Source organism: Paraburkholderia sp. BR14320 (assembly GCF_040948665.1).
GTDB lineage: Bacteria > Pseudomonadota > Gammaproteobacteria > Burkholderiales > Burkholderiaceae > Paraburkholderia > Paraburkholderia youngii.
Map to the genome: position 1 here is coordinate 65,090 of NZ_JBFPKG010000004.1, position 26,967 is coordinate 92,056.

The following is a 26,967-nucleotide window of genomic DNA, read 5'->3' on the forward strand; positions in this document are numbered from 1 at the left end:
AGTAGATGGTTAGCACGTTCGATGCATCCCAGCAGGAAGATCAGGTCTTCCTGCTGGACTCCGTTCCTCATCCGGCAGCCGATGCCGCCGAACCATTCATCGTCGCCAGCGATCGCCGTGTGATCGTCACTTATCCGATCGCGGAGTCGGACTTTGAACGGTTCGGGCCATTCGATCCCGACGACGATCCTTTTTGCGCGGTGTTGTTCGCCGACACCGTGTTTCATCGTCTCGGGCCGCCGGGCGATGACGATCTAGCCATTCATCCGCTCGCGGCGCAAGGTCTAGCTGGCTACGCGGCGCATGAAATCGTCAATTCGTCGTTGTGCGCGGAAATTGCCGCCGTGGCGACGGAGCCAATCACCATTGCTGCCGAGGCACCGGCGCGGCGGCATTTCGTCATTACGTTTCAGGCATCGACGTTCGAATGCGTGGCTTCGGACTATACCGTCATCGGCGTATTCGGCGCGGGCGAAATAGCCAGTCGTGAGGCATTTGCTTTGGTCAGATAAAGCGTTGGAGGCGGAAAGCAAGGCGCGGTCCCGCTGCGGGCACGCGCCGTGCATGACGCGAGGATCGTGAAAGCCGGGCAGGAGTCCGGCACTTTCCCGTCGGACGAGGGATGCGCATGCCGTGTCCCGCCGCCTGCCATCGAGGCCACGCATGCTGACCATTGCTATTACCGCGTTCGTCACGCTGGTGATCGTTCTCGTGATCGCCAATCTGTCGAGCGGCGAAAAGAAAATAGAACACAAGATCGAGCGGCTCTATAAGAGCGACGATCCGCAATTCCTGCGCTCGATGGGCCTATTGCTCGGTCCGCCTGTGGTGCCGGGTAATCGCTTCGAGATGCTGCTCAATGGCGACCAGATCTTTCCGTCGATGCTCGAAGGCATTCGGTCGGCGCGCGAAACCATCACATTTGAAACGTTCATTTACTGGTCCGGCGAGATCGGCGAGCAGATTGCGCGCGCGCTTGCCGATAAGGCGCGTGCAGGCATCGCCGTGCATGTACTGCTCGACTGGGTCGGTTCTTCGAAGATGGATCGGCGCTATCTGCAACTGCTGCGCGAGGCCGGCGCCGAAGTGGTCAAGTTTCACAAGCCGCATTGGACCGGACTCGGTCGCATGAACGATCGTACGCACCGGAAACTATTGGTGATCGACGGCCGGATCGGTTTTACGGGCGGGGTCGGCATTGCACCGGAGTGGACTGGCCATGCGCAGGACGAAAAGCATTGGCGCGATACGCATTTCCGCTTGACCGGTCCGGCGGTCGCCCATATGCAGGCCGTGTTCATGGATAACTGGATCAAGGCGACCGGCAACGTCTTGCACGGTGCGAGGTATTTCCCGCACATCGACGCCGAGCCGAAAGGAGCGGGCGAGGGTTTTGCGCATATGTTCAGCAGTTCGCCGTCGGGCGGCAGCGACGACATGCAGCTGATGTATCTGATGGCCATCACTGCCGCCACGCGCAGTTTGCAGCTTGCGAGCGCGTACTTCGTGCCCGACAAGCTGACCATCAACGCGATCGTCGAAGCCGCGAAACGCGGCGTCAAAGTACAGATCGTCACGCCGGGTAAACGCATCGATACGCACACGGTGCGCGAAGCGTCGCGGGCGTGCTGGGGCGATCTGTTGAAAGCGGGCGTCGAGATCTACGAGTACCAGCCGACCATGTTCCATTGCAAGTTGCTGGTGGTCGACGAGTACCTGGTGTCGGTCGGCTCGACGAACTTCGATAACCGCTCGTTCAAGCTGAACGATGAAGCAAACCTGAATATCTATGACCGCGCTTTCGCGAGACAGCAGACCGCCGCGTTCAACGACGACATCGCAAAATCGAAGCGCATCACATTCGAAGCCTGGACACAGCGTTCGTTTACCGAGAAGGTCGTCGAAAAGTTCGTACGGCTGCTGGACACACAGCTTTGAATAGCGGAATAGAAAGTGTCGACGCGCCGACGGATCAGTGAACGGCGCCGCTCAGATACGCTTCGACGTCGGGGCGCAAAGCCTGCGTGCCATTGTATTGCTCCGTGGCGGCCGCATCGACGAGGCGCGCTTTCGCGTGTCGATACGCGTTGGCAAAGCCGCGCAACTGCTGCGTGACCGGACGATCGTCGAGCCGGCGTCGTGTGAGCGCTTGCGCGATGCTGCCTTCGATCAACGCCAACTGGCTGTCGATATAGTCGATGCACAGCTCGCGGCAGCGCGACGATGCCGCCGCGACGCTCAGCAGTGCCGGCACGAGCGAGAGCGTTAGAAAGCCGCCCGCGGGGATGCGTGCGAGCGCGGCGGGTGAATCGAACAGGTCGGCCCGCAATGCGTCGAATACGGCTTGCGTCCAGATTGCGCGCTCCTGTGCGAGCGCGCGGCGCCGCCGCGCGAGCGCATCTTCAGCTTGCGGATCGGCAATGCGGCCCGCGTCGACCAGCAACGCCGCATCGTCGCGTTTGCCTTCCTGGATGCATGCGCTGCCGACATAGATCGCGCTGGCGCCGCGTTCGGCCAGCACCAGATGTTGCAGGCTGTCCGGCACGAGCGGGTCGAGCGGCACCACTTCGCAGGTCAGCGGCTTGCCTTGCAGATGAATCGCGCAGCGTCCGTCGTCCGCCAGAGCAGGGCAGCGCGCGAGCGACGGATAGTCGAAGCCCTGCGCGACGATGCTGAAGGTGTCCCCCGCGCGATACAGCAGCGTATCGGCGAGCGCTTCGAACGCCGCGCAGTCGGCTTCGTCGAGCACGGCTTCATGCCGGCTGACACGCAGCCGTTCGCCGGGCCGCCTGCGCGCCACGCGTCCAATCGCAATACAGCCGATAAACCGGTCGGGATGGCGAAACAACTCCGCAAGCGTCATCGACGGTGGACTGTTGCAGCATCGACCGCACGCGGAACAGGAAAACGAAAACGTGTTCACCACGGCCGCCGCACCGAGTCCTGATAACGCGTGAGGATGAAATGCGCGACCTCGTTCGAATGATAGGCGGCGACCAGTTGCGCGACCCATGGGTTCTGGCGATCGCTGTCGCGCACGGTCAGCACGTTTGCATACGGCGAGCGCGCGTCTTCGAGACTGAGGCCGTCGCGAGCGGGGAGAAGACCGGAGCGCGCCGCTGTGTCGCTGTCGATCACGGCGAACGCGACGCTGTTCAACGAGTCGTACAGGCGCGCGCGCGGCACCTGGCGAATCTTCAGGTGGAGGCGGTTGCTCGTGATGTCGGCGAGCGTCGCGTGCAGGCCCGCGCTGTCGCGGAACGTCAGCAGCGTTTCGTTTTGCAGAAGGATCAGCGCGCGTGCGGTGCCGGCGGGATCGTCGGGAATCGCGATCGTCGCGCCGCGCTGCAATTGCACGAGGTTCGTCAGCTTGCGCGAGTAGAGCGCGACCGGAAACGTGACGGTCGTGGCCACGCTCGTCAGCGCGTAGCCATGCAGTTTGCGCTGCGCGTCGAGCGCGGGTTCGTCTTCGAAGCTCGCGACGTCGATCTGTTTCGCGACGAGCGCCGCGTCGATCCGCGACGGCTGATCGAACACCACGACGTCGAGCGCCAGACCCTTGGTCGCGGCGACGCGGCGCACTTCGTTCATGATCTCCGCTTGTGCGCCCGAACTTACGCCGACTTTGATGGTCTGCGCGGCGGCGTGCGCGGGTTCGGGCAGCGAGGCAGTCCACACCGCGAGCGCAAGCGCGGCAATCGCGTATCGCTTCATGACTGATCCCTCGACACCGTGCGAAAGCCGATATGCGAAGCCGGCAAATCGGCTTCCTGCTGCTCGCGCGACGCCGCGCGATACCTGACGCAATAGTCGCGCGAGCACAGGAACGAGCCGCCCTTGATGACCATCGGCGTATCGTGCCGCCGACTGAGTGGCGCCACGGCCGCGGTATCGCCGTTCGTATGCGACTGGTGCGGACCGCTGTACACGTCCTTGGTCCATTCCCACGCATTGCCGATCATGTCGTAAAGCCTGAAGTCGTTCGCCGCATAGCAGCCGACCGGTGACAGGCCGGCATGACCATCCTTGCTGGTATTGAGCACCGGAAACACGCCTTGCCAGTAGTTCGCGCTCGGCTTGCCGTGCGCGTCGCGCGGCGCGGTGTCGAGATCCGCGCCTTCGTGGCCGGCTTTGCCCGCGTATTCCCATTCGGCTTCGGTCGGCAGATCGCGGCCGAGCCAGTGTGCGTACGCGAGCGCATCGGCCTGCGTGACCATCGTCACCGGTTGATTCATGCGGCCGTCGAGATTGCTGCCGGGGCCGCTCGGATGATTCCACGCGGCCCCTTTGACCCAACTCCACCAGGCGAGATCGCGCGCGTTCATTTCCTCGCGCGTCGGCGTGTGAAAAACGACCGCACCGCCCTGGCGCTCCGCCTCGCTGACATACCCGGTCGCGCGCACGAACGCGTCGTACTGCGCATTCGTGACGTCGGTCTGGTCGATCCAGAAACCGGCCACGTGCGTCTTGCCGTCGCCGGCCGGGCGCTCGTCTTCGTAACCGAGCTTGCTGCCGAGAACGAACTCGCCACCATGCAGATGCACCATGCCGGCTTGCGGGTCGTCGCGCCAGCGTGCGGGCAGGCCCGAGTAGCGCTCGCATTGCTGCTCGGAACCGAGCGCGGCGAGCGGGCGCGAACGGTTCAGGCTGTCGAAGGCGCTCGGCGAGCCGCCGCCGAATACCGCCGCGCTCGCCGCACCGATGGAAGGCGCGGCAAACGCGGCGGCGAATGCGGCCGCCGCGATCGCGGCGTATGCGCCATACAGCGCCACGCCGCGTTTGAGCTTGAATGAAAACGCCATCGTCTGCTCAGTAGTAGCCGCGCGGACGCAACGGCTCGACGCCGCCGACGCTCGTCATGTAGTCGTTCCACTGCTGCACGAGACCATCGATGATCGACGGATTCTGCGCCGACACGTCCTGCGTTTCGCCACGATCGGCGCTCATGTCGTACAGCTGCCAGTGACCGTCGACGGGGCCGAGCGGCGGTTCGGTCCACAGGGCTTTCCAGCGGCCGTCGGCGCTGCGCAGATAACCGCGGCCGTAGGCCTCGTCGCCGAACGACGCGCTATGCACGGGCGCGGTGCTCCGATCTTCGAGCTGCGGCAGCAGCGATTTTCCGGTGATCGGATACACATAGCGGTTGTTGTAGACCACCTTGCCCTTGTTCTGATCGACGCCAGTCAGCGTATTGATCAGCGCGGGAGCGGGCGTGGTCGGCGGCACGATCTGCGCGACTGCAAGGAACGTCGCGGTGTTGTCCGTCACGTGCGTGAAATCCCGCAGCGTCGGCTTTTGCGAAGTCTGGCCCGGCAGATGCACGATCAACGGTGTCGACACGCCGCCTTCGCCCGAATAACCCTTGGTCAAGCGGAACGGCGTCGCGCTGACTTCGGCCCAACGCAAGCCGTATTGCAGACGTTGCGCGTTCTGCTTGCCGTTGTCGGTGCCGAGTTGCGAGTAGGTCGGATCGGCCCCGTTCGCGGTGTCGGTGGCGGTCGGGTCCGCGCCGGAATCGATCGGCCAGCCCTCGGCGCCGTTATCCGACTGGAACACGATGAACGTGTTGTCGTATTCGCCGATGTCCTTCAGATGCTGGATCAAGACGCCGATGTTGTGATCGAGGTTCTCGACCATGCCAGCGTAGATTTCCATATAGCGTGCCTGCGCTTTCTTCTCGGCCGGCGACAGGCTGTCCCACTTCTTGTTCACATAGCCGGGGCCGTAATCGGTGTAGCCCTGCACGGCGCTGTTCACGGCGCTCACGTATTTCGCGTTCGTGGTGCCGTTGTTTGCGGTGGCCGGGCTCGCGGCCAGCGTCTCCGTGGCGCCGCCATACGGCACGAAGTCCTGCGGAATGATGCCGAGCGCTTTCTGCCGGGCGATACGCGCATCGCGGATCGCGTCATAGCCAGCATCGTATTTGCCGACGTAGTTGTGCAGATAAGGATCGGGCACCTGCAGCGGCCAGTGCGGCGACGTATAGGCCGCGTACGCGAAGAACGGCTTGCCGTCGCCCTTGTTCGAATCGATATAGGAGATCAGGCGCTGCGTGTAGAAGTCGGTCGAGTAGAACACGGCTGGGCTGCCGCCCGCGCCGCCCGGTTGTCCGGGCTGGCCCGGCTGCACGTACTTGCCGTCTTCGGTGTAGTTCTTCGAGCCGGCCGGTTCGTGCGCGAAGTGATTGGACGCGGCGCCGCCGAGCAGCGCGTAGCTGTGCTCGAAGCCCCATTGGTCCGGCGTCTGCCCGCTGCCCGTCGCGCTGCCGACGATGCCCGAGCCGATGTGCCACTTGCCGGCCATGTACGTGTGATAGCCGCCGTCCTTCAGCAACTGCGCAACCGATAGCGCGCGATCGTTCAGATAGCCTTCGTATCCCGGCAGTCCTTTGCGCTCGTCGGTCGGCGCGCCCATCGTGCCTTCGCCGACCAGATGGTGATCGGTGCCCGAGATCAGCATCGAACGCGTGATCGCGCAGACGGTGCCCGTGTGGTGATTCGTCAGGATGCGGCCGCTTTGCACCAGCGCATCGAGATTGGGTGTGTTGATTTCGCCGCCGAACGCGTGAATGTCGGAGTAGCCGAGGTCATCGGCCATGATGTACAGGATGTTTGGCCGCTTCTGCGCGACGACCGGCGTGGCATTCGACGCGGCGGACGCGGCCGGCAGGTTGTCTTCGCCGCACGAGGCGAGCGTGACGAGGCTCGCGACGGCGGCGCCGATCATGCCGAGACGCAATGAAGGGCGATAGCGGGTACGGCGAAATCGAGGTGTTGTCATTGTTATTGCGGACCGTAGGGGAGGGCCGCCGATGTTAGCAATGACGCTATAAAGGCCAAACGAACGATTTCTGCGTTGCTATCGACGTCTGCCGATATAGCAGACAGTTGATGCCAAAGGGCGAAAACATCGCCAGTTGCCGCGCTAATTGCCAGGATTGAGCACGGGCTTGTCCGGGTCCGCCTGCGTGCGGTACGGCAACCGCGTGGCGTGAGGATCGGTGATCGTGTTGTCGATCACGCGCTCGACATCCGCCGTTTTGGCGAGTTCGATGAGGAAGGTCTTCTTGTCGAAACCCGGCGCGACGCAGCCTTCGACGTAGATGAAGCGGCGTTGCAGCGTGAGCCATAGCGTCGATTGCTCGCGCCAGTGCGTCGCGGCGTTCAGATTCGCTAGACGCCGTTGCACGCTGTCGGCGATTTCCGCATCGTACAGATACGCGTTCGGCAAACGGCAACGGCCTTCGATCCAGCAGCTATTGCCGCGTTCGATTCTGTAATGGCTATCGTCGAGCCATTCCTTTTCGGTTTCGAATGGGCCGAGCGGCGTCGGGCAATCGGCGACAGCTTTGGAGATCTGCAGAAATGGATCGTGGCCACGATTGACCCGCGCCGGTTCGCCATAAACGCGAGCCGCGGCCACGCATAGCATCAGGCTGGCGAGACTCAGTTCGAACACGCGTTTCATGCTGTGGTGGCTCCGGGTGTGGACCGCCCATTATCGCGCGCCCGCGAACCTCAACGCTTGTTGCGCCGATTCTCGACCGCGAACTTGATCAACTCGGCCTGTCCTTCGATATCGAGCTTGCGCTTCAGATTCAGCCGATGCGTCTCCACGGTTCGCACCGACAGATCGTTGCGCTGCGCGATCTGCTTGCTCGACAGCCCCTCGGCAAGCGCATCGAGAATGTCGCGCTCGCGCGGCGTCAAACGTTCGACCGGCGATTGCTTTGCCGACGCCTGGATCAGTCGGGCACTGATCTCTGCGCTGAAGAATGTCTTGCCGTCGAGTACCGCGCCAATTGCCTGAATAATCTCGAGCGCCGGCGAATCCTTCAGCACGTAGCCGCTCGCGCCCGCTCGCACTGCCTGAGTTACGTATTCGAGGTTGTCGTGCATCGACAGCATCAGTACGCGAATCGCCGGAAAGCGCTCGTGAAAAAGGCCTGCCAGCGCAATGCCGTTCATACCGCTTTTCATGCCGACATCCATCAGCGCCAGATGCGGCGCCTGGCGTTCGGCCAGCGCGAGCGCTGCCTGCGCGTCGCCCGCTTCTCCGACCACTTCGAAGTGGCGCACTGCTTCGAGACGTGCGCGCAGACCGTCGCGCACGAGCGGATGATCGTCGACGAGCAGCAGACGCGCGATGGAAGGAGAGGTCGTGTCGTTCATGATGAGAGTTCCTGCAGGGGCGGCACCGTGGCGTGCGTCGTTGGCAGCGGCACGCGCGCGGTAACGACGGTGTGTCCCGGCTGCGAGTTCAGCGACAGTGTGCCGCCGAGCGCTTCGAGCCGTTCGCGCATGTTGCGCAGACCGATGCCCTCGAGTCCGCCGACGAATGCGTCGGCCACGTCGAAGCCGCGGCCGTTGTCGGAGATCGTCAGCGTGACCGCGTCGCGCGACACTTCGAGCGCAAGCGCCGCGCTCGACGCCTGCGCGTGCCGCACGATGTTCGTCAGCGCTTCCTGAGCGATACGAAACAGCACGGTGTTGACCGTATCGGGCAGCGTGGCCGCATGCGTGTGCGCGATCTGCGTGAAGCCGATCGCGATGCCGGACTCGTCGCCGAGTTCGCGCGTCAATTGTTCGAGCGCGGCGGCGACGCCGAGATCGTCGAGCATCGACGGACGCAACGCATGAGAAATGCGCCGGACTTCGCGCAGCGTATCGCCGAGCCGCGTGAGTCCGGTGGACAATGCGGCCTCGGCGGCGGGCACGCGCGCGTCGCCGCGTTCGAGCCGTGCGAGCGCCGATTCGAGCAGCAGCTTCACGGATACCATCATCTGGCTGATGCCGTCGTGCAGTTCGCGCGACAGCCGTGCACGCTCGTTTTCCTGCGACTCGACGACCTGCTGCGCGAGCCGCTTCAGCTTCGCGTCGGCGCTGCGATATTCGGTCACATTCAGCACGAGTGCGCACAGCGCAATCACCGCGAGGCCTGCCACCGCGATCGCGTCGATCCACTTCATCGTGCGAGCGATATTGGCCGCAGCCTCGGCGTCGATATGCGCGAGCGCGGTGTCGACGTCGTCGAGATAGATGCCGGTGCCGAGCATCCAGCCCCAGCGTTCGAGCGGCACCACGTAGCCGAGTTTCGACTCCTCCTTGCCGGTCGACGGCCGATGCCACAGATAGCGCACGTAGCCGCCGCCGCGCGCGGCCGCGGCGAGTAGCTGCTGGATCGTCGGCGCGCCGTGGCTATCGCGCAACGACCACAGATCCCGGCCCACCAGATCCGGCTCGCGCGGATGCATCAGCGTGCGGCCGTGCAGGTCGTACACGAAGAAATAGCCGTCCTCGCCGAAATTCATCTTCTCGAGCACCGCGAGCGCGCGCGTGCGCAGCAGCGCGTCGTCGCGCGCGTTCTCGCCGCCGGCTTCGTAGAGCGGCGCGATCGCGGTGGTCGCGAGCTCGACGTAGTGCTTGAGCTCGACCTCCTTGCTGGCCATGTAGGCGGCCTGGGTAGTCGCGTGCTGCCGCTCCGCGAGCGCCGTCGCTTCGCGGCGCACGCCGGTCTCGATGCTGGCGATCGCCGCCAGAAAGGGCACGATCGCCAGCAGCACAATCTTTGCTTTGAGTTTCATCGTTGAAAAAAGCCAGTCAACGGGCTACGTATTATTACGTAGACGGCTTACGTAGTTGCGCGCTTGTAAGGAAACGCGCGAAGGCGAATACTACATGCCCGTCGCGTACCGCGCTGCGCCAGGCCTGGCGGGCGAGTGTGCGGCGTTCCCGATTTCCCCGCACGAGCCATCGCGCGTGCTGTCGATAATACTCAAGGAGACGTTCGTGGAGACCTCCCCGCCGGCCGGCCGTTCATGGCTCTGGCTCATTTTGCTGATCCCCTATATCGCGCTGCTGTGGCTGCCGTTCTATAACGACACGCATCCGTCGCTCGCGGGCTTTCCTTTCTTCTACTGGTATCAGTTTCTGTGGGTGCCGTTGACCTCGCTGCTGATTTACATCGTGTATCGAGGTCTCAAATGAGCGATCTGAATCCTGTGAACCCGGTTGCGATGACGGTCTTCATCGCGTTCTTCGTGCTCGTCACGGTGATCGGCTTTTTCGCGGCGCGCTGGAAGCGTGGCGATCTGACGCAGTTGCACGAGTGGGGCCTCGGCGGCCGGCAGTTCGGCACGATCATTTCCTGGTTCCTCGTCGGCGGCGATTTCTATACCGCTTATACGGTGATCGCAGTGCCCGCGCTCGTCTATTCGGTGGGCGCGTATGGCTTCTTCGCGCTGCCGTACACGATCATCGTTTATCCGTTCGTGTTCGCGGTGATGCCGAAGCTGTGGAGGGTTGCGCACGCGAAGAACCACATCACCGCGGCCGACTACGTGCACGGTGAATACGGCGGCAAGTGGTTCCCGGCAGCCATCGCGCTGACCGGCATCGTCGCGACGATGCCGTATATCGCGCTGCAACTGGTCGGCATGCAGGTCGTGATCAAGGGTCTCGGCGTCACCGGCGAATTGCCGTTGATCGTCGCGTTCGTGATCCTCGCGCTCTATACGTATGCGAGCGGCCTGCGCGCGCCGGCGATGATCGCCTTCGTCAAGGACATCATGATCTATATCGTCGTGATCGCGGCGGTATGGCTGATTCCGGTGAAGCTCGGCGGCTATGGGCACGTGTTCGAACTGGCCGATGCGCACTTCCAGGCGAAGGGCGGCGCGACCGGCATCCTGCTGAAGCCGAACCAGTACACCGCATTCGCATCGCTCGCGCTCGGCTCGGCGCTCGCCGCGTTCATGTATCCGCATACGATGACGGCGGTGCTGTCGTCGTCGTCGGCAAAGACGGTTCGCAAGAACGCGATCTTCCTGCCGGCCTACACGGTGCTGCTCGGCCTGATCGCGCTGCTCGGCTATATGGCGATCGCCGCGGGCGTGAATGTGAAGTCGGCAAGCGATGTGGTGCCGACGCTGTTCGGTACGCTGTTCCCGTCGTGGTTCGTCGGTTTCGCGGCCGCCGCGATTGCGATCAGCGCGCTGGTGCCGGCCGCGATCATGTCGATCGGCGCAGCGAATCTGTTCACGCGTAATCTGTGGCGTCCGCTGGTGTCGCCGAATCTGTCGCCTCAAGCGGAAGCGGCCAATGCGAAGATCGTCTCGCTGGTCGTCAAGTTCGGCGCGCTGCTGTTCATCGTGTTCCTGCCGACGCAGTACGCGATCGATCTGCAACTGCTCGGCGGTGTGTGGATTCTGCAGATTTTCCCGGCCATCGTGTTCTCGCTGTACACGCGCCGTCTGAACACGCCGGGTCTGTTCCTCGGCTGGCTCGTCGGTATCGTGCTCGGCACGGGCCTCGCGATTTCGCAAGGGCTCAAGCCGGTGTATGGCCTGCATTTCGGCCACGAGAACTACCCGCTGTATATCGGCCTGATCGCGCTGGTCGCGAACATCGTCGTGAGTTTCCTGGTGTCGGCACTGTCGCCGCGCCGGGCTGCCGTGACGGCCTGATCGACGTTTGTCCGGCTCGATGAAAAACGCCGCGGGGCTGTTGGCCCGCGGCGTTTTTTATTGCATCGAAGGTTCGTGGCTGGGCGCGGATCAGGCGTCGGCCCAGCGACGCAGCAGATTGTGATAGATGCCGGTGAGGCTCACGACGGTCGCGTCGTTCGAGCCTCGTTCGGCCGCGAGCGTTTGCACGTCGTTGTCGAGTTGGAACAGCGTCGCGCGCTGGCCGTCGTCGCGCACCATGCTCTGAATCCAGAAGAACGACGCGACGCGCACGCCGCGCGTGACCGGGTTCACGTGATGCAGGCTCGACGCGGGGTAGAGCACCATGTCGCCGGCCGGCAGTTTCGCGCGATGCACGCCGTAGGTGTCCTCGATGCAAAGCTCGCCGCCGTCGTAGGTGTCGGGCTCGGCGAGGAACAGCGTCGCCGACAGGTCGCTGCGGATGCGGAAGTCCGTGCCGCGCAGCTGGCGGATCGCATTGTCGACGTGCGTGCCGAAACCGTCGCCGCCGGTATAGCGATTGAAAAGCGGCGGGAAGACTTTCAGCGGTAATGCGGCGGAAAAGAAGCGCGCGTTGCGGCCGAGCGCGTCCTGAATCGCATCGCCGATCGCGCGCGCGGCGGGCGAGCCTTCGGCCAGCTGCTGGTTGCGCTTGGCTTGCGCCGATTGCTGGCCGGAGGTTGCATTGCCGTCGATCCATTGCGCCGCGTCCAGCATTTCGCGGCATTGCGCGATCTGCTGTTTGCTGAGTACGGCGGGTAAATGCAGCATCATGTGCGCGGCTCCTGCGCCAGATTTGGCGTGGCGCTGATTTGCGTGTTCATGTTGGGGCTTGCATTCGCATTCGTATTGGCGTTTGCGCCAAGGCTGCGTTCGAGTGCGCGAAACGCGCTTACGGAAGAAGCGGCCAGCCATGTGCGCATCTTCGCGACGAACGCGCCGGTCGCGGTGTGCGGCACACGTTGCAACCATTGCAATGCTTCGGCGATTTCGCCACGCTCGGCGAGCAGCCGCGCGTAATTGAACTGCCCGCGAAAATCGCCACCGTCTGCCGCGCGTCGATAGTAGTCAAGCGCGATATCCGCATCGGCATCGACGGTCCAGCCATCCTCGTAAAAGCTGCCGACGAAGTTCAGCGACTTCGCGTGCCCGAGTTCAGCCGCACGCAAGAACCACTGCAATGCCTGCGCGCGATCGCATTCGATGCCATGACCGAGCGCCAACGCCGACGCGTAGTTGTACATGCCCCAATCGAGCCCGGCTTGCGCCGCGAGCCGATACCAGTACACGGCGACCGGCGCGCACGCGGCCGTACCCCAGCCATGTTCGTAGCAGCGGCCAAGCATGTTCATCGCCATCGGATGATCGCGCCGCGCCGCGTGCCGGAACCAGACGAACGCTTCGTCGACGTCGCGCTCGACGCCGTGACCGTCGAGCAGGTACTGCCCGTACACCGCCTGCGCCTCGACGATGCCGTTGCGCGCGGCCGCCGCGACCCACGCGGCGGCACGCTCGGGTGGCCCCGCGAGGATCGCGGTGAATTCATCGCGCGACACGCTCGCGAGCGCCTGCACCGAGACCTGGTTCAGCGCGCGCGGCATCAGTAGTGCGCGTTGAGCGTCAGGAACGCGGAGCGTCCCGGCGCGATCGACGCGTAGTGCGACGCGTACGCCTGGTCGTAATACGTGCGGTTGAAAATGTTCTGCACGTTCAGCTGCAGATCGACGTGCTTGTTCACGCGATACGAGGCCATGCCGTCGAAGCGCCAGTACGACGGCACCGCCCGCAGATTCGCGGTATCGCCATACACCTGCGACATATAGAACGCGCCGCCGCCGATCGTGAACTTCGGCAGCACGTCGTAGTTGGTCCACAGGCTGATGCTGTTCTTCGGCGTGTTCGGGAACTGATGGCCGTTATCCGACGTGGTCTTGCCGTTGTTGCGCAACTCGCTCTTCAGATACGTGTAGCCGCCGAACACCTGCCACTTGTTGGTCAACTGACCCGCCACGCCGAAGTCGAACCCCTGCACGCGCTTGTTGCCGGCCATCGCGTAGGTGTTGTCCGGCAGCGTGACGCGCGCATTGGTCGTGTAGATCTGGAACAGCGCGCCGGTCAGCGACAGCTTGTTGTCGAGCACGTTCCACTTGCTGCCTACTTCGACGCTGCGGTTCTTTTCCGGCGACAACAGCGCCGCGTTCGGACCAACGCCGCGGGATGGAATCAGCGACTGCGTTTCGCTGCCCTGGCCGAGCAGTGCGCCAGCCGGCGTCGACGACGTGGAGATCGACGCATAGATGCTGCCGTTCGATGCCGGCTTGAACACGAGGCCGAACTGGTAGTTGAACAGCGTGTCGTCGCGCGACACACGCGCCGCGCCGTTGGCGACGGTAGTGCGCAGATCGGTCGAGTAATCGTCGACGCGCAGGCCGACGTTGGCCTGCCAGCGCTTCGTCAATTCGATCGTATCGAACGCGTAGATCGATTTGGTGGTCGTGCGCTGCTCGCTCGGGTCGTTGGTTTGCCTGATCGATCCGGCCCACGGATCGTTCGGATTCGGCGTCCAGAGACTCGTGCAGTTATAGCCCGACGCCGCGCCAATGCCATTGGTGGCGCAGATCGCGCCGGTCGCGGCCGCCACCGTGTACGAATCGTTGACGCTGGTTTCGCGCGACAACTCGATGCCGGTCGTGAAGCTGTGCTTAAGGAAGCCCGTCTTGAACTCGCCGAACAGTTCGGTCTGGTTCGCGAGGCTGTACACGTTGCTCGCGCGCGTGTTCGCGCGGCGCCACACCTTGCCGTTGACCACGTTGCCCTGGCTGTCGTCGGGCTGGGTCCAGATGTAGTCCTGGGTCGACTTCGTGTATCGCGTCGTATTGCGGATCGTCAGGTCGCCGTTGATGTCGTGTTCGATACGCACGGTGCCGATATCCGAACTCGTCTTGCGAAAATCGCGGTCGATCAGGCCGTAAAAGTTGTGGCGGTCCACCGGCGCCGGGAAGATCGTGCTGACGTTCGCCGGCTTGTTGGTCGTCGTGTAGAAGTACGGAATGCCGCTGTCGGGCAGATCGTCGGTGGTGAGATGGTAGTAGCTCGCCGTCACGCGGGTCGGCGTGCCCAGACCGTACGTGAACGACGGCGCGATGCCCCAGCGCTCGTTGTTGACCGCGTCGCGGCCGGCCACGTCGTTGTTGTGGCTCATCACGTTCAGGCGGAACGCCGCGTGGTCGGCCATCTGCCAGTTGCCGTCGGCGGTAAAGCGGCGATAGCGGTCGGTGCCGAGGCCGACGCTGCCGTCGGCGGTCGTGCCCAGATGCGGCGTCTTCGTGATCAGGTTGATGCTTCCGCCCGCGCCGCCGCGGCCGCCGAACGTGCCGTCCGAACCCTTCGTCACTTCGATGCTTTCGATGTTGAACACTTCGCGTGTGGTCGCGCCGATATCGCGCATGCCGTCGACGAACGTGCTGCCCTGCGCGTCGTAGCCGCGAATGAACGGCCGGTCGCCGAGCGGGTTGCCGCCTTCGCCGGCGCCGAACGTGATGCCGGGCACAGTGCGCAGCGCTTCGGTCAGCGTCGACGCGCCGGTGCTGCGAATCAGCTCCTCGGGAATCACCGTGACCGACTTCGGCGTATCGACGAGCGGTGCAGTGAATTTGACCGATGCGGAGTGATCGGTCTTGAAGCCATCGTCCGATTCGCCTTGCACGGAAATCGGCGCGAGCTGGCCCTCGCGCTCGGGCGGCGCGCCGGCCGTGGTGCCCTGCGCAAGGGCGGGGCCGGCGGCCAGTACGCCGCATAGTGTCGTGCTGATTTTGCCGAGCTTCGGATCGTCGGACCGCAACTTCATGTTTATCCCCGTCGAGTTCGGGAAGCCAGGGCGGGGTCAGTTTCCTTACCCGGGCATTCCATGTTTATTACAAAGTGATTTCGAGCGGATTGTATTCAATTGCCGCGTAATTGAGAAGCGTTCTCAATAGATATTTTGGCGGGAGCTGGCTGGGGAAGAGTGCGGTGAACGCGAGGTTGAGGGTGAAATCGAGGGTAATTGAGCGATGAAGTCGGATAGTTGTCGGCTATATCGCGCAAAGCCTGGCTGTGAAAGGATGGCTCCCGGGGCATGGCGAGGAGGGGGTTTTGAGAACCGCTGTCCTTGCCCAGTTGCGGAAGAGGGCAAAAACCGGTCGTTCAAGAGGCCCGTTGCGGGCACTCTTGTCCGTCGTTTCCTTCATGGAAGTAACAAGGTCAGGCGCTCGCTCGAGCCGCTCTCTGACCATCCGGGCTAAAACCGCTCGACCCGAAACGGCCGCGGATCGACCAGCGTCTGCTCGCCGGTCATCATCTCGGCGATCAGCCGCCCCGTCACCGGCCCGAGCGTCAGACCATGATGCGCATGGCCGAACGCGAACCACAGCCCCTGATGTTTCGTCGCGGGGCCGATGATCGGCATCATGTCCGGCGTGCACGGGCGCCGTCCCATCCACGGTTCCGGGTCCAGACGTTCGCCGAGCGGAAACAGCGTTCGCGCGATGGGCTCGGCCGCATCGAGCTGCACTGGCGTCTTGGCCGCTTCGGGGCGCGCGATTTCGACGCCCGTGGTCAATCGGATGCCGCGCGCCATCGGTGCGAGCACATAGCCGTGGTCGACGTCGAGAATCGGATGGTTGAGGTGTGCGGTCCGACGCGCTGCGTAGTGCATGTGATAGCCACGCTTGACCGCGAGCGGCAGCCGATACCCGAGCCGCGTGCTCGCGCGATCCGACCACGGCCCGAGCGCGATCACCGCCGACGCGGCCGAGATCGGCCCGTCCCGCGTTTCGACCTGCCAGCCTTCGCGCAGCGTATCGGCATCGCCGATGAAGAACCGTCCGCCGAGCGCTTCGAAGTACCGCGCGTACGCGGTGACGAGCGCATTCGGATCGCTGACCGAATCGGATTGCGGATAGCGCAGCCCGCCTTGCAGGCGCTTGTCGAGATCGGGTTCGAGCTGTTGCAGGCGCGGGGCGTCGAGCGTTTCGAACTCGACGCCGTATTCGCGATGCCACCGTTCGGCAAGCGTGATTTCGGCATCGCGCGCGGCGGTGTTGCGAAACACCTTGATCCAGCCGATGGGCCGCAGCAGCGCGCTCGCACCAGCGTCAGCGGCGAGCGCGCGATGTTCGCTGACGCAATGTTCGATCAATGTCGCGTACGACTTCGCGATTTCCGCGTGCGTCGCCGGATGTGAGTTGCGCCAGTAGCGCCATAGGAACGGTGCAACCTGGAGCATCGCGTCGGCGTGATAGCGCACGTCGGGCGACTGGTTGCGCGCGTAGCGCAGCAGCGTGCCGAGCCCGCGCGGAAACGCGTACGGATAGACGCCTTCGCGCTGGATCAGGCCGGCATTGCCGAACGACGTCTCGTTGCCCGGCTGCTTACGATCGATCAGTGCAACCGCGCGCCCGCGCTTCTGCAGATGCACGGCGACGCATACCCCGACAATGCCGGCGCCGAGCACCACGGTATCGAATTTCATGCTCCCTGTCCGCCTTGCGTGTGTTCTGTGTGTTGTCGACGCTCCGCAGTGTTCGGTGCGAGGCGAGGCGCCAGCTTTCATCTTATACAGGGATAGGCTTGCTTCGCTATTGGCAAAAAACCGCGCTCGGGAAAATGCGCGAATGCCAGGTTCGATCGGGCAAAACCGTGTCTTTCGACGCACGATCGAGCGAGCGACTTCGGACTCGTTGGCCTCAGCGTGTAAACTGCTGACTTTTTTGCGTCCGGTGGTATGTTGCAAGCCCCTCAGCGCAGCGCCCTCAGCGGGCCCGCGCTCGTTCGCTTACTGGCCCGTCTCGCCGAGGCCGACGTCGCCGAATCGCGCCAATCGCTGGCGGATCGGCTGAGCCAGTGGCTCGGCTGGACCGACGCTATCGCGTTGTCATCGGCGCTCGACGGCAAGCCGCCGGCCGTCGCTGGCGGCGCGCGCGCGTTCGGCCGCGTGGAAGAGGAAGAGTGCACGCGTGTGCGCCGCTCGCTGGTGAGCGCAATCGCCAGCGATAGCGTGCTCGCGGGCTCCCGGCGGCGCAGCTCGCCACCTTTGTCCGCCCGGATGTCGGCGCCGCGCGTGGCCGTCGACACGCAGGCCGACTACGCGGTGTTCCGGCAGCGCTACCTCGCGCTTCAGCAGTCGATGGAAACGGCGATCGGCACGTTACGCGGCCGGCTGCGCGCGCTGCTGGCGACGCAAGCGCCGGCGCTCGCGCGGCTCGCGGTCGTCGATGCGGTGATGGAGCGTGCGCTCGGCGAGCGCGAGCGGACTTTGCTCGGCGCGGTGCCCGGCCTGCTCGGCGGGCACTTCGAGCGCTTGAAAGAGGGGGAGGCCCGGAGGGTCGCGGAGGCGGAAGCGACCGACGCCAGCAACGCTGCCGCGCCGCTCGCGTCCGACGCATGGCTCGACGCCTTCCGCAAGGACATGCAAAGCGTTTTGCTGGCCGAGCTGGATGTTCGTTTTCAACCGGTCGAAGGGCTGCTCGCGGCTCTTCGCGCCTGCTAACTGGGACCCCATGTCCAGATATCGTATCGATCTCGTCGTATTTCTCGCGGGGCTCGCCGCGGCGTGCTGGATCGCCGTTGGTTACGCCGTCTCCAATCCGCTCGCGTTCGCCGTCACGCTGCTGATCGGCGGGTTCTATGTGCTGGGCGCGCTCGAATTGCGCCGCTATAGTCAGGCGACTACCACGCTGACGGGCGCGCTCTCCGCGCTGTCCGGACCACCGCCGAGCCTTGGCGCGTTTCTCGAACCCATCCATCCGAGTCTGCGCAATAGCGTGCGGCTGCGCGTCGAAGGCGAGCGCGTCGCGTTGCCGGGACCCGCGTTGACGCCGTATCTGGTCGGCCTGCTGGTGTTGCTCGGCATGCTCGGCACGTTGCTCGGCATGGTGATGACGCTGCGCGGCACCGGCCTCGCGCTGGAGAGCGCGAGCGACCTGCAGGCGATCCGCGCATCGCTGGCCGCGCCGGTCAAGGGGCTGAGCTTCGCGTTCGGCACGTCGATCGCGGGTGTCGCGACGTCGGCGATGCTCGGGCTGTTGTCGGCGCTGTGTCGCCGCGAGCGGCTCGAAGCGGCGCAACAGCTCGACGTGAAGATCGCGACGACTTTGCACGTGTACTCGCAGAGCCATCAGCGCGACGAAAGCTTCCGGCTGCTGCAACGCCAGGCCGAAGCGACGCCGCTGCTGGTCGAACGTCTGCAGACGATGATGAGCGCGCTCGAACAACAGAGCGCCGCGTCGAACGAGCGGCAAATCGCGAGCCTCGACGCGTTTTACGGCCGCACCGAAGCTGCTTATCTGCGTCTGGCCGGTGTGATCGAACAGTCGCTGAAGGATAGCGTGGCCGGCAGCGCGCAGGCCGCGGGCAGAGCCCTGCAGCCGGTCGTCGAAGCGACGATGGCCGGCCTGTCGCGCGAGACCGCCGCGTTGCACGAAGCGGTGACCCAGGCCGTGCAGCGTCAGCTCGACGGCATGTCGAGCGGCTTCGCGGCGACCAGCGCGAACGTCGCCGAGATTTGCGGCAGCGCGCTAGCCGGACATCGACAGGCGAGCGACGAGTTGGCCGCGCAACAGCGCGCTTCTGTCGAACGCGTTGCCGAAGCGTTCGAACAGCGCTCGGCCGCGTTGCTCGACGGCGTGTCCGCGCGGCTCGAAGCGACGGCCAGCGGCATGTCGCAGGCGTGGGGCGACGCGTTGGCAAAGCAGCAAAGCGCGGGCGACAAGCTCGCCGCCAACAACGAACAGGCGTTGGCGCGCGCCGCCGCGACGTTCGAACAGCATGCCGCGGCGTTGCTGAGTGCTGTCGGTAGCTCGCATGCGAACTTGCAGACGGAACTGACCGCGCGCGACGAGCAGCGTTTGGGCGCATGGGCGGAGGCGCTCGACGCGATGGGCGCGAAGCTTGGCGAGCAATGGCAGCAGACGGGTGCGCAAGCCGCCAGCCATCAGCAGCAAATCTGCGACGCGCTTGCACAGACGGCGCGCGAAATTTCTGCGCAGACACAATCGCATGCCAGCGCGACGATCGCCGAAATCGATCGACTGGTGCAAGCAGCGGCTGAAGCACCGAAGGCGGCAGCAAACCTGCAAGCCGGACTCGCCGCGCGCGACGAACAGCGCTTCACCGCATGGACCGAAGCGCTCGGTGCGATGACTGCAAAGCTCAGCGAACAATGGCAGCAGACGGGTGCGCAAGCCGCAAGCAATCAACAGCAGATCTGCGACGCGCTTGCACAGACGGCACGGGAAATTTCTGCGCAAGCGCAAACGCATGCCAGCGCGACGATCGCCGAAATCGATCGACTGGTGCAAGCAGCGGCTGAAGTACCGAAGGCGGCAGCAAACCTGCAAGCCGAACTCGCCGCGCGCGACGAACAGCGCTTCGCCGCGTGGACCGAAGCGCTCGGTGCGATGACCGCAAAGCTCAGCGAACAATGGCAGCAAACGGGTTCGCAAACGGCGACCCGTCAGCAGCAGATCTGCGACGCGCTCGCGCAAACCGCACGCGATATCTCCGCGCAGACACAATCGCATGCCAGCGCGACGATCGCCGAGATCGAGCGCCTCGTGCAGGCGGCATCGGAAGCGCCGAAGGCCGCCGCCGAAGTCGTCGCGGAGCTGCGCCAGAAGCTCTCCGACAGCATGGTCCGCGACACCGCGATGCTGGAAGAGCGCAGCCGTCTGCTCGCCACGCTGGAAACGCTGCTCGACGCGGTCAATCACGCGTCGACCGAGCAGCGCACCGCCGTCGATGCCTTGGTCTCCACGTCGGCGGATCTGCTCGAACGCGTCGGCAATCGCTTCACCGAGCACCTCGAACACGAGACCGGCAAGCTCGGCACGGTCGCCGCGCAGGTCACCGGCAGCGCGGTGGAAGTCGCGAGCCTCGGCGAAGCATTCGGCGCGGCCGTCGGCATGTTCGGCGAAGCGAACGACAAGCTGGTCGCGCATCTCGAACGCATCGAAGCGGCGCTCGACAAATCGCTTGCCCGTAGCGACGAACAGCTCGCCTACTACGTCGCGCAGGCGCGTGACGTGGTCGACCTCAGCGTAATGTCGCAGAAGCAGATCGTCGAAGACCTGCAGTTGCTGGCCGCGCAGCGCGCGACCGCCGGAGCCGACGCGGTATGAGCGAGGACATCGACGGCGGCGTGGAAACGGCCGCGCCGGTCTGGGCCTCGTTCGGCGATCTGATGTCGGTGCTGGTCGGCGCGTTCGTGCTGATTCTGGTGAGCGTGATCGGCATGCAGCTCGTGCTATCGAACAAGCTCGAGCAGGAGGTCAAGCAGCGCCAGGCCGAAACCCAGCGCCGCAAGACGCTCGAGCAGGCGCTCGCGGGACCGCTCGCGGCGGGGCGCGTGACGCTCGTCAATGGCCGCATCGGCATTAGCGGCAATGTGCTGTTCGCGCTGAACTCCGCGCAGCTGCAGCCCGAGGGCCGCGCGCTGCTGAAGAGCCTCGCCGGTCCGCTGTCCGCGTATCTGCGCGCGAGCGATCAGATCCTGATGGTCAGCGGCTTCACCGACGATCAACGCCTGCGCGAAGGCAATCGACGCTTCGCCGATAACTGGGAGCTGTCGGCGCAGCGCGCGTTGACGGTCACGCGCGCGCTGATCGACGAGGGCTTGCCGGCGTCATCGGTGTTTGCGGCGGCGTTCGGCTCCGAGCAGCCGGTCAGTTCGAATGCCGACGAATCCGGCCGCGCGAAAAACCGCCGCGTCGAAATCGCGCCGGTGCCGCGGCCGTCGAGCGCGGCGGCAGCGGAGAAGTCCGGTGCTTGAGGACGCAATCGACGCGGCTCGCGCGACGCTCGATGCATGGCGCGCGAGCGGTGCGGATCGGCTCGATCCGCTGCGCTTTCATCTGCTCGAAGCGCTTGCGCGGCGCGCGGCGCGGCACAGCGGCGAGACGCGACGGGTGATCGAGCAACGGTTGGCGGCATTACTGGCCGAATATACGGCCGAGGTCGAGCGTGCAGCCGCGGCCGAGAGCGCGTTGCAAGCCACTCCCATTGAAGCCGACACGGCCAGCGACGCCACGCTCGCGGCGCTGATCGAACAGCTCGCCCGCCACCACGCGCGGGCCGACGCTCCGCACGCCGCCGCCTATCCCGAACTCCCCGTGCTCGACTACTTCCGCGAAGTCTGGTCGAAAGTCCGCACCGAAAAGCAACTGCGCCAGTCGCTCGCGCAGGTGCCCGGCAACGCGGGGCCGCTCAATTCGAGCAGCCTCGTGCATCGCGCGCTGTCGTTGATGCGCGAGCTGTCGCCGGGGTATCTGAAGCAGTTTCTGTCGTATGTCGATACGCTGTCGTGGCTCGAGCAGATGAGCGGCGCCGCGCCGGTCGAGAAGGAAGCGCCGCGCGCCGCGACGACCGGCAAGGGCGCTCGCAGGAAGGCGCGCTGACGCGCCAACGGCGGCTGGAAGCTGCTTGCGCCAAGCCGCCGGGCATTTCATCACGGCATTACTCCTCGTTGCTTGCCAGCCGTTTCGTCTTCGCGCGCCGCGCGAGCATGTTCATCCCCTCCACGAACGCGGAGAACGCCATCGCCGCGTAGATATAGGCCTTCGGCACGTGCGAGCCGAAACCATCGGCGATCAGCGTCATGCCGATCACGAGCAGGAAGCTCAGCGCCAGCATCACGATGGTCGGATTGCGATTGATGAAACGCGCGAGCGGTTGCGCCGCGAACAGCATCACCATGATCGATACGATCACCGCGACGAACATGATCGGCAGGTGCTCGGTCATGCCGACCGCGGTGATGATGCTGTCGACCGAAAACACGATGTCGAGCAGGATGATCTGACCGATCGCGGCGGCCATCGTCAGCTGCACGGCCGAGCTGGATTTCGCGGTGACCTCGTCATCGGGAATCATGTGCTGACGGATTTCGGTGGTCGCTTTCCACACGAGGAACAGGCCGCCAGCGACGAGGATCAGATCGCGCCACGAAAAGCCATGATCGAAAAGCGTGAACGCGACCGCGGTCAGCTTCGCGATCCACGCGACGGTGCTGAGCAGAATCAGCCGCATCACCAACGCGAGCAGCAGCCCGGTGCGCTGCGCGCGTGCGCGTTGCGCTTCCGGCAAGCGGTTGCTGAGGATCGAAATAAAGATCAGGTTATCGATGCCGAGTACGATTTCCATCACGATCAGCGTGACTAGCGCGGCCCAGGCGGCGGGATCGGCAACGAGTGCGAACAGGGAGTCCATGATGTGGGGCAAGGGAGTGCGCCGCGAGCGGCGGAACCGCCATCATCGGCCTGTTCTCGGTTCGAATGAACCAGTGATAACCTGAACGACATTTCGGTTTTCTCGAAGTGTCGGATCCGCATGCTCAACTATCGTCACCTGTACTACTTCTGGATCGTCGTGAAGGAAGGCGGCTTCGCGCGCGCGGCCGCCAGACTCGACATGGCCGTGCAGACGATCAGCGCGCAGGTTCGCGAGCTCGAGAAAGCGCTCGGACGCCAGCTGTTGAAGCCGGCCGGGCGTGGCGTCGCGATGACCGAGGCAGGCGAGCAGGCGTTCAATCGCGCGGAGCAGATCTTTCAACTGGGCGAGGCGTTGCTCGACGAAATGCGCGAGACGAGCGGCGCGGACTCGGTGCGGCTCGCGGTCGGTTTGTCGGATGGGATTTCGAAGCTCTCCGCGCATGCGTTGCTTGCGCCGGTGCTGGCCACGCCATCGCTAAGGCTGCTGTGTCACGAGGGAGAGCCCGCACAACTGTTGTCGGAGCTCGCGCTGCATCGGCTCGACCTGGTGCTCGCCTGTCAGCCGGCGCCGCACGGCGCGGACCTGCGCGTGCTGAGCCAGCGCGTCGCGGGCTCGCCGGTCGACTGGTACGGGCCCGCGCAGATCGTGCGCAAGTCGGCGCGCGACGGCTTTCCGCACTGTCTCGCGGACCTGCCCGTGCTGTTGCCTACCCGCCACGGCGCACTGCGCGCGCGGCTCGACCGCTGGTTCGAGGCGCAGGGAATCAGGCCGCGCGTCGTCGGCGAATTCGAGGACAGCGCGTTGATGGCGGTGTTCGCGGCGCGCGGGCTCGGCGTGTTTCCGCTGGCGGAGCTCGGCGCCGACGATCTCACGTTGTTGCGGGGCTTGCGCTGGCTCGGCCCCGCGGACGGCGTGATCGAGGAGATTCACGCGATCCGCTCGCGACGCGGCCAGCATCATGCGATCGCGTCGCGGGTGATCGCGGCGGCGCAGTCGTGAGGGCGTCGCACTATCGCCACGCGCCACGCGCCACGCCCGCGCCCGCGCCGCGCAAACATCAAAACGCGTGGCGCATGCCCACCGTGACCGCGACCTGCGAATTCGTCGACGACGGCGACAGCGTGTTGATCATCGCGTGCGACAACACCGAATCGGCCGGTGCGCCGTGGGCGTTCTGGTACACGCCTTCGAGGTAGAAGTCGGTGCGCTTGCTGAGCGCGTAATCGGTCTGCAGCATCGCGGTGCTCCACGCCGGCGACGAGCCGTTATACGCGCCATGCGTGAAGGTGTACGCGCCCGATACGCTCCAGGCGGGGCTCAGCGCGTACTTCGCGTTGACCTCGTAGTTGTCGAGGCGCAGCGAGCCGCCGAGCGTGCCGGTCGCGTCGCCGGTCGCGCCGAGATAGCTGCCGGTGCCGAACGAGAACACGCCCGCGACGTCGTCGATCTGCGTATGGCTCCAGACGAGGCCGACGCTCGCCGGTCCGAACGTGTAGTTGCCGCCGAGCGACCACACGCGCTCGCGCGTGGCGATGAAGTTCGCGCTGGTGTCGGCGGTGGTCACGGCGCCGGCGCCGTTGCCTGCGTTGTTGAACTGCAGGTAGCCGGCCGCCAGGTTCAACGGGCCCCGCGCGTACGAAAGGCCGAATCCGTAGGAGCGGTTGTTCGCGAAGCCGCCGGCCTTGTTGCTGAACGAGTACATCGTCCCGAACGTGAGACCGTGGTACAGCGGGCTCGCGTACTTGACCGAGTTGTTGATCACGACCGAGTTCGCGGCGAGATTGTCATTTTCGAACGGATGCCCGGCGAGGCTGCCGCCCCACGTGTTATAGCCAGCCGTCAGCGGGCCGACGGCGTCGTTCATCACGTCGAACTGGCGGCCGAACGTCAGCGTGCCGTACGAATCGCTTTGCAGGCCGACCCATGCCTGCGAGCCGAACGCGCTGCCGGCGAACGCCTGCGCGCCGTTGTTCATCAAGAAGCCCTGCTCGAGCTTGAAAACCGCGTGCAGACCCCCGCCGAGGTCTTCCGAACCCTTCAGGCCGAATACCGTGTTCTGCGTGGTGCCGCTCGCCAGCTGCCAGTTGCTGTGGCCGAGCTGATTGTTCGTATAGACGATGCCGGCATCCATCAGGCCGTACAGTGTCACGCTGCTTTGGGCGTGCGCCGATATCGTGAAGGCGCCGCACAGCGCGGCGGCGACCAGGGTTTTTTTCATCGCGGGTTCCTTGATTGACTAACGTGTTTTTGGGACGCAGTGAGCCGATGGCTGGACAACCGGTTATCGGGTGATTTAGCGAATCAGCCACAAGCACGCGGCGTGCTCGGGCCTGACGCGGGGCGCGGAAATCGCGCTCGGGTCGTCCAGCGGGGAAATAAAGCGGGATTTTTCGAAAAACGGTAGACGGTGCAAACAACGAGGCGGCGAAGCTTACCGTGTTCGGGTGTGCGCCGGGAGAGGGCGCGGCGAAATCGGGGCAAATACGCACGAATCTGTGGTAATTCGCGCAATTCTTTTAGATACCCGAACCTGCGGAAAGGCGGCGGCCCGCCCAGGCCGCTTCATCGACACATGGCATAGTGACTGAACCCATCATCACCGGAGGCCGGCATGCGTATCCAGACATCCTTTCTTTTCGACCTCGACGGCACGCTCGTCGACAGCGTCTATCAGCACGTGCTGGCGTGGAAAGAGGCGCTCGACAGCGAGGGTATCCCGCTGTCCGTCTGGCGTATCCATCGCAAGATCGGCATGAGCGGTGGGCTGTTCACGGACCAGTTGCTGCGTGAGACCCACGGCGAAATCAGCGTCGAACGCGCCGAGCGGCTGCGCCACGGGCATGCGGCCGCCTATCAGCGGATGCGCGCGCAGGTCTGCCCGCTGCCGGGCGCCCGCGAACTGCTCGCCGCGCTGACGCAAGCCGGCACGCCGTGGGCCGTCGCGACGAGCGGGCGGATGGAAACCGCGTCGCTGAATCTGGCGGCGCTCGGCGTCGATCCCGCCAAGGCGGTCGTCGTCACGCGCGACGACGTCAAATACGCGAAGCCCGATCCCGACCTGTTCCTCGCCGCGGCCGAGCGGCTCGGCGTGCCGATCGAGCACACGGTCGTGGTGGGCGACAGCATCTGGGACATGCTCGCCGCGCGCCGCTGCCGCTCGCTCGGCGTCGGCCTGCTGTCGGGCGGCTATGGCACCGAGGAACTCGAGCGCGCGGGAGCGTTGCGCGTCTACGACGATCCGGCCGATCTACTCGCGCATCTCGATGAGGTGGCGTCGCGGCCGTGAGCCCGGCTTCGCTCAGGGTTTGTTGAGGATCGGCGGCTCAGCCGGGGGCTGAGTGGGTCCCTGAGTTGGTCCCACTTTCGACGATTCCCGCACGAGCTTATCGGTCATCGCCGACGCGACCGGATTCGTACTGCCACGGCCGACACTCGGGCCAGGTCCGGGGCCGTTGTCAGACGGCAGCGGCACGGTGACGCCAGACGGCATCGGCAGCGAGGGGTCGGGTTTCGCCGATTCCTTGACCAGCTGATCCGTCAGCATCGCGGCGACGGGGTTGGCGCCGTTCGGGTGCGTGTCGTCGCGCCGTCGGCCTTGGGTCGTCTGGTCGATGCGCGGCCCGTACTGTGGCCTCGATTGGGCTCTTTGCTGTGCGTACGACTGCTGTCTCGAGCGCTCGCGCGCGACCGCGACCGGATTGCCCGCAGCCGGCGCTGCGTTGTCGATGCGGCCGCTGGCGGTCTGGCCGGCATCGGGCGTGACGCTCGGCGCGGGGGCGGCCGCGGTTGCGGGCAGGGATTGGGCGGGAGCGGGTGCCAGAGCTTGCGCCTGAGCCGGTGCCGGTGCCGGAGCAGCCGACTCCGTCCGCGGGGGCGCCGATTGCGGCGTGATCGGGGCGTTGTTCGCAATGTCCGCGCGCGGCGCGGGCGGCGGGCTCGCCGGTTGCGCCGGCCTCATACTGCCGCCAATCGCATGCGCCGCGTCCGTCTGCGGTTGCGATTCCACCGTGCCGGTGACGCTGCGAGTCACCTGACCGGTCACGGCCGGCACCTGATCGTCCCTGGGGTACAGCAGATAGCCGGCGACGCCCGCATCGATCACGAGCAGTCCGACTATCATCATCTTCCCGGTATTCGTCATATCTAAGCAACAACCATTAAACAACTGCGATTGACTGATGATAAACGACCATTTCCCCATCGACGCTTCTCGTCCGCATATTGCGGCGCATCATGATGGCAGATGTCTGATCGGA

The 26,967-nt window shown here is 64.9% G+C and carries 24 protein-coding genes; 10 read left to right on the plus strand and 14 right to left on the minus strand.

Features of this window, described 5'->3' with window-relative positions; translation table 11 throughout:
* The first annotated feature begins 5 nt into the window (after positions 1-5).
* The gene (locus AB3X89_RS05800; protein WP_368582285.1) at positions 6-512 is read left to right on the plus strand and encodes a hypothetical protein; all 507 of its coding nucleotides are present in this window, start codon (positions 6-8) and stop codon (positions 510-512) included.
* 151 nt (positions 513-663) lie between these two features.
* A complete protein-coding gene (gene cls / locus AB3X89_RS05805; protein ID WP_368582286.1) occupies positions 664-1,938 on the plus strand; it encodes a cardiolipin synthase in 1,275 nt (424 codons plus the stop codon).
* 34 nt (positions 1,939-1,972) lie between these two features.
* On the opposite strand, the gene AB3X89_RS05810 is transcribed toward cls, so the two are convergent.
* The 7 genes from AB3X89_RS05810 to AB3X89_RS05840 all read right to left on the minus strand — a co-directional run bounded on the left by AB3X89_RS05810 (position 1,973) and on the right by AB3X89_RS05840 (position 9,583).
* Complete coding sequence (locus tag AB3X89_RS05810) at positions 1,973-2,863, minus strand: hypothetical protein (protein ID WP_368582287.1); 891 nt, start codon at positions 2,861-2,863, stop codon at positions 1,973-1,975.
* 56 nt (positions 2,864-2,919) lie between these two features.
* The gene (locus AB3X89_RS05815; RefSeq protein ID WP_368582288.1) at positions 2,920-3,714 is read right to left on the minus strand and encodes a MetQ/NlpA family lipoprotein; all 795 of its coding nucleotides are present in this window, start codon (positions 3,712-3,714) and stop codon (positions 2,920-2,922) included.
* Complete coding sequence (locus AB3X89_RS05820; RefSeq protein WP_368582289.1) at positions 3,711-4,802, minus strand: formylglycine-generating enzyme family protein; 1,092 nt, start codon at positions 4,800-4,802, stop codon at positions 3,711-3,713. The genes AB3X89_RS05815 and AB3X89_RS05820 overlap by 4 nt, the downstream gene beginning before the upstream one ends.
* Before the next feature lie 7 nt (positions 4,803-4,809).
* Positions 4,810-6,780, minus strand: a complete 1,971-nt coding sequence (locus tag AB3X89_RS05825; RefSeq protein ID WP_368582290.1) for an arylsulfatase — start codon at positions 6,778-6,780, stop codon at positions 4,810-4,812.
* 144 nt (positions 6,781-6,924) lie between these two features.
* On the minus strand, positions 6,925-7,467 hold the full coding sequence (locus tag AB3X89_RS05830; protein ID WP_368582291.1) for a hypothetical protein: 543 nt from the start codon (positions 7,465-7,467) through the stop codon (positions 6,925-6,927).
* Between the two features lie 50 nt (positions 7,468-7,517).
* Positions 7,518-8,171 (minus strand): response regulator, encoded by a 654-nt coding sequence (locus AB3X89_RS05835; protein ID WP_368582292.1) that lies wholly within the window; start codon positions 8,169-8,171, stop codon positions 7,518-7,520.
* Entirely contained in the window at positions 8,168-9,583 is a 1,416-nt protein-coding gene (locus AB3X89_RS05840; RefSeq protein WP_368582293.1) for a cache domain-containing protein, read from the minus strand. The genes AB3X89_RS05835 and AB3X89_RS05840 overlap by 4 nt, the downstream gene beginning before the upstream one ends.
* A 205-nt stretch (positions 9,584-9,788) precedes the next feature.
* On the opposite strand from AB3X89_RS05840, the gene AB3X89_RS05845 reads away from it, so the two are divergent.
* Both AB3X89_RS05845 and mctP read left to right on the plus strand, forming a co-directional pair.
* The gene (locus AB3X89_RS05845) at positions 9,789-9,986 is read left to right on the plus strand and encodes a DUF3311 domain-containing protein (protein WP_018434172.1); all 198 of its coding nucleotides are present in this window, start codon (positions 9,789-9,791) and stop codon (positions 9,984-9,986) included.
* Complete coding sequence (gene mctP, locus AB3X89_RS05850) at positions 9,983-11,464, plus strand: monocarboxylate uptake permease MctP (protein WP_368582294.1); 1,482 nt, start codon at positions 9,983-9,985, stop codon at positions 11,462-11,464. The genes AB3X89_RS05845 and mctP overlap by 4 nt, the downstream gene beginning before the upstream one ends.
* Before the next feature lie 90 nt (positions 11,465-11,554).
* Here the strand turns inward: mctP and AB3X89_RS05855 are convergent, their stop codons facing one another.
* The 4 genes from AB3X89_RS05855 to AB3X89_RS05870 all read right to left on the minus strand — a co-directional run bounded on the left by AB3X89_RS05855 (position 11,555) and on the right by AB3X89_RS05870 (position 16,976).
* Positions 11,555-12,238, minus strand: coding sequence for a Fe2+-dependent dioxygenase (locus AB3X89_RS05855; protein ID WP_368582295.1), 684 nt, complete (start codon positions 12,236-12,238; stop codon positions 11,555-11,557).
* On the minus strand, positions 12,235-13,053 hold the full coding sequence (locus AB3X89_RS05860) for a tetratricopeptide repeat protein (protein ID WP_368582481.1): 819 nt from the start codon (positions 13,051-13,053) through the stop codon (positions 12,235-12,237). The genes AB3X89_RS05855 and AB3X89_RS05860 overlap by 4 nt, the downstream gene beginning before the upstream one ends.
* 11 nt (positions 13,054-13,064) lie before the next feature.
* A complete protein-coding gene (locus AB3X89_RS05865) occupies positions 13,065-15,311 on the minus strand; it encodes a TonB-dependent receptor (protein WP_368582296.1) in 2,247 nt (748 codons plus the stop codon).
* 432 nt (positions 15,312-15,743) lie between these two features.
* Positions 15,744-16,976 (minus strand): NAD(P)/FAD-dependent oxidoreductase, encoded by a 1,233-nt coding sequence (locus AB3X89_RS05870; RefSeq protein WP_368582297.1) that lies wholly within the window; start codon positions 16,974-16,976, stop codon positions 15,744-15,746.
* A 252-nt stretch (positions 16,977-17,228) separates the two neighbouring features.
* Between AB3X89_RS05870 and AB3X89_RS05875 the strand changes: the two genes are divergently transcribed.
* From AB3X89_RS05875 to AB3X89_RS05890, 4 genes are read left to right on the plus strand one after another with little or no spacing between them, the layout of a single operon-like run.
* Positions 17,229-17,993, plus strand: a complete 765-nt coding sequence (locus tag AB3X89_RS05875) for a DUF3348 domain-containing protein (protein ID WP_368582298.1) — start codon at positions 17,229-17,231, stop codon at positions 17,991-17,993.
* Between the two features lie 10 nt (positions 17,994-18,003).
* Positions 18,004-20,622, plus strand: a complete 2,619-nt coding sequence (locus tag AB3X89_RS05880; RefSeq protein ID WP_368582299.1) for a DUF802 domain-containing protein — start codon at positions 18,004-18,006, stop codon at positions 20,620-20,622.
* Positions 20,619-21,272, plus strand: a complete 654-nt coding sequence (locus AB3X89_RS05885; RefSeq protein ID WP_368582300.1) for an OmpA family protein — start codon at positions 20,619-20,621, stop codon at positions 21,270-21,272. The genes AB3X89_RS05880 and AB3X89_RS05885 overlap by 4 nt, the downstream gene beginning before the upstream one ends.
* Positions 21,265-21,897, plus strand: a complete 633-nt coding sequence (locus AB3X89_RS05890; protein ID WP_368582301.1) for a DUF2894 domain-containing protein — start codon at positions 21,265-21,267, stop codon at positions 21,895-21,897. The genes AB3X89_RS05885 and AB3X89_RS05890 overlap by 8 nt, the downstream gene beginning before the upstream one ends.
* A gap of 58 nt (positions 21,898-21,955) precedes the next feature.
* Here AB3X89_RS05890 and AB3X89_RS05895 read toward each other — a convergent pair whose 3' ends face one another.
* Entirely contained in the window at positions 21,956-22,708 is a 753-nt protein-coding gene (locus tag AB3X89_RS05895) for a TerC family protein (protein WP_368582302.1), read from the minus strand.
* 120 nt (positions 22,709-22,828) lie between these two features.
* Between AB3X89_RS05895 and AB3X89_RS05900 the strand changes: the two genes are divergently transcribed.
* A complete protein-coding gene (locus tag AB3X89_RS05900) occupies positions 22,829-23,710 on the plus strand; it encodes a LysR family transcriptional regulator (RefSeq protein WP_368582303.1) in 882 nt (293 codons plus the stop codon).
* A 58-nt stretch (positions 23,711-23,768) separates the two neighbouring features.
* Here the strand turns inward: AB3X89_RS05900 and AB3X89_RS05905 are convergent, their stop codons facing one another.
* Complete coding sequence (locus AB3X89_RS05905; protein WP_368582304.1) at positions 23,769-24,929, minus strand: porin; 1,161 nt, start codon at positions 24,927-24,929, stop codon at positions 23,769-23,771.
* Positions 24,930-25,322: 393 nt separating this feature from the next.
* Here AB3X89_RS05905 and AB3X89_RS05910 point away from each other — a divergent pair, with 393 nt between their 5' ends.
* The gene (locus tag AB3X89_RS05910; RefSeq protein ID WP_368582305.1) at positions 25,323-25,997 is read left to right on the plus strand and encodes an HAD family hydrolase; all 675 of its coding nucleotides are present in this window, start codon (positions 25,323-25,325) and stop codon (positions 25,995-25,997) included.
* Positions 25,998-26,009: 12 nt separating this feature from the next.
* On the opposite strand, the gene AB3X89_RS05915 is transcribed toward AB3X89_RS05910, so the two are convergent.
* Entirely contained in the window at positions 26,010-26,834 is an 825-nt protein-coding gene (locus tag AB3X89_RS05915; protein ID WP_368582306.1) for a hypothetical protein, read from the minus strand.
* Between the last annotated feature and the right edge of the window lie 133 nt (positions 26,835-26,967).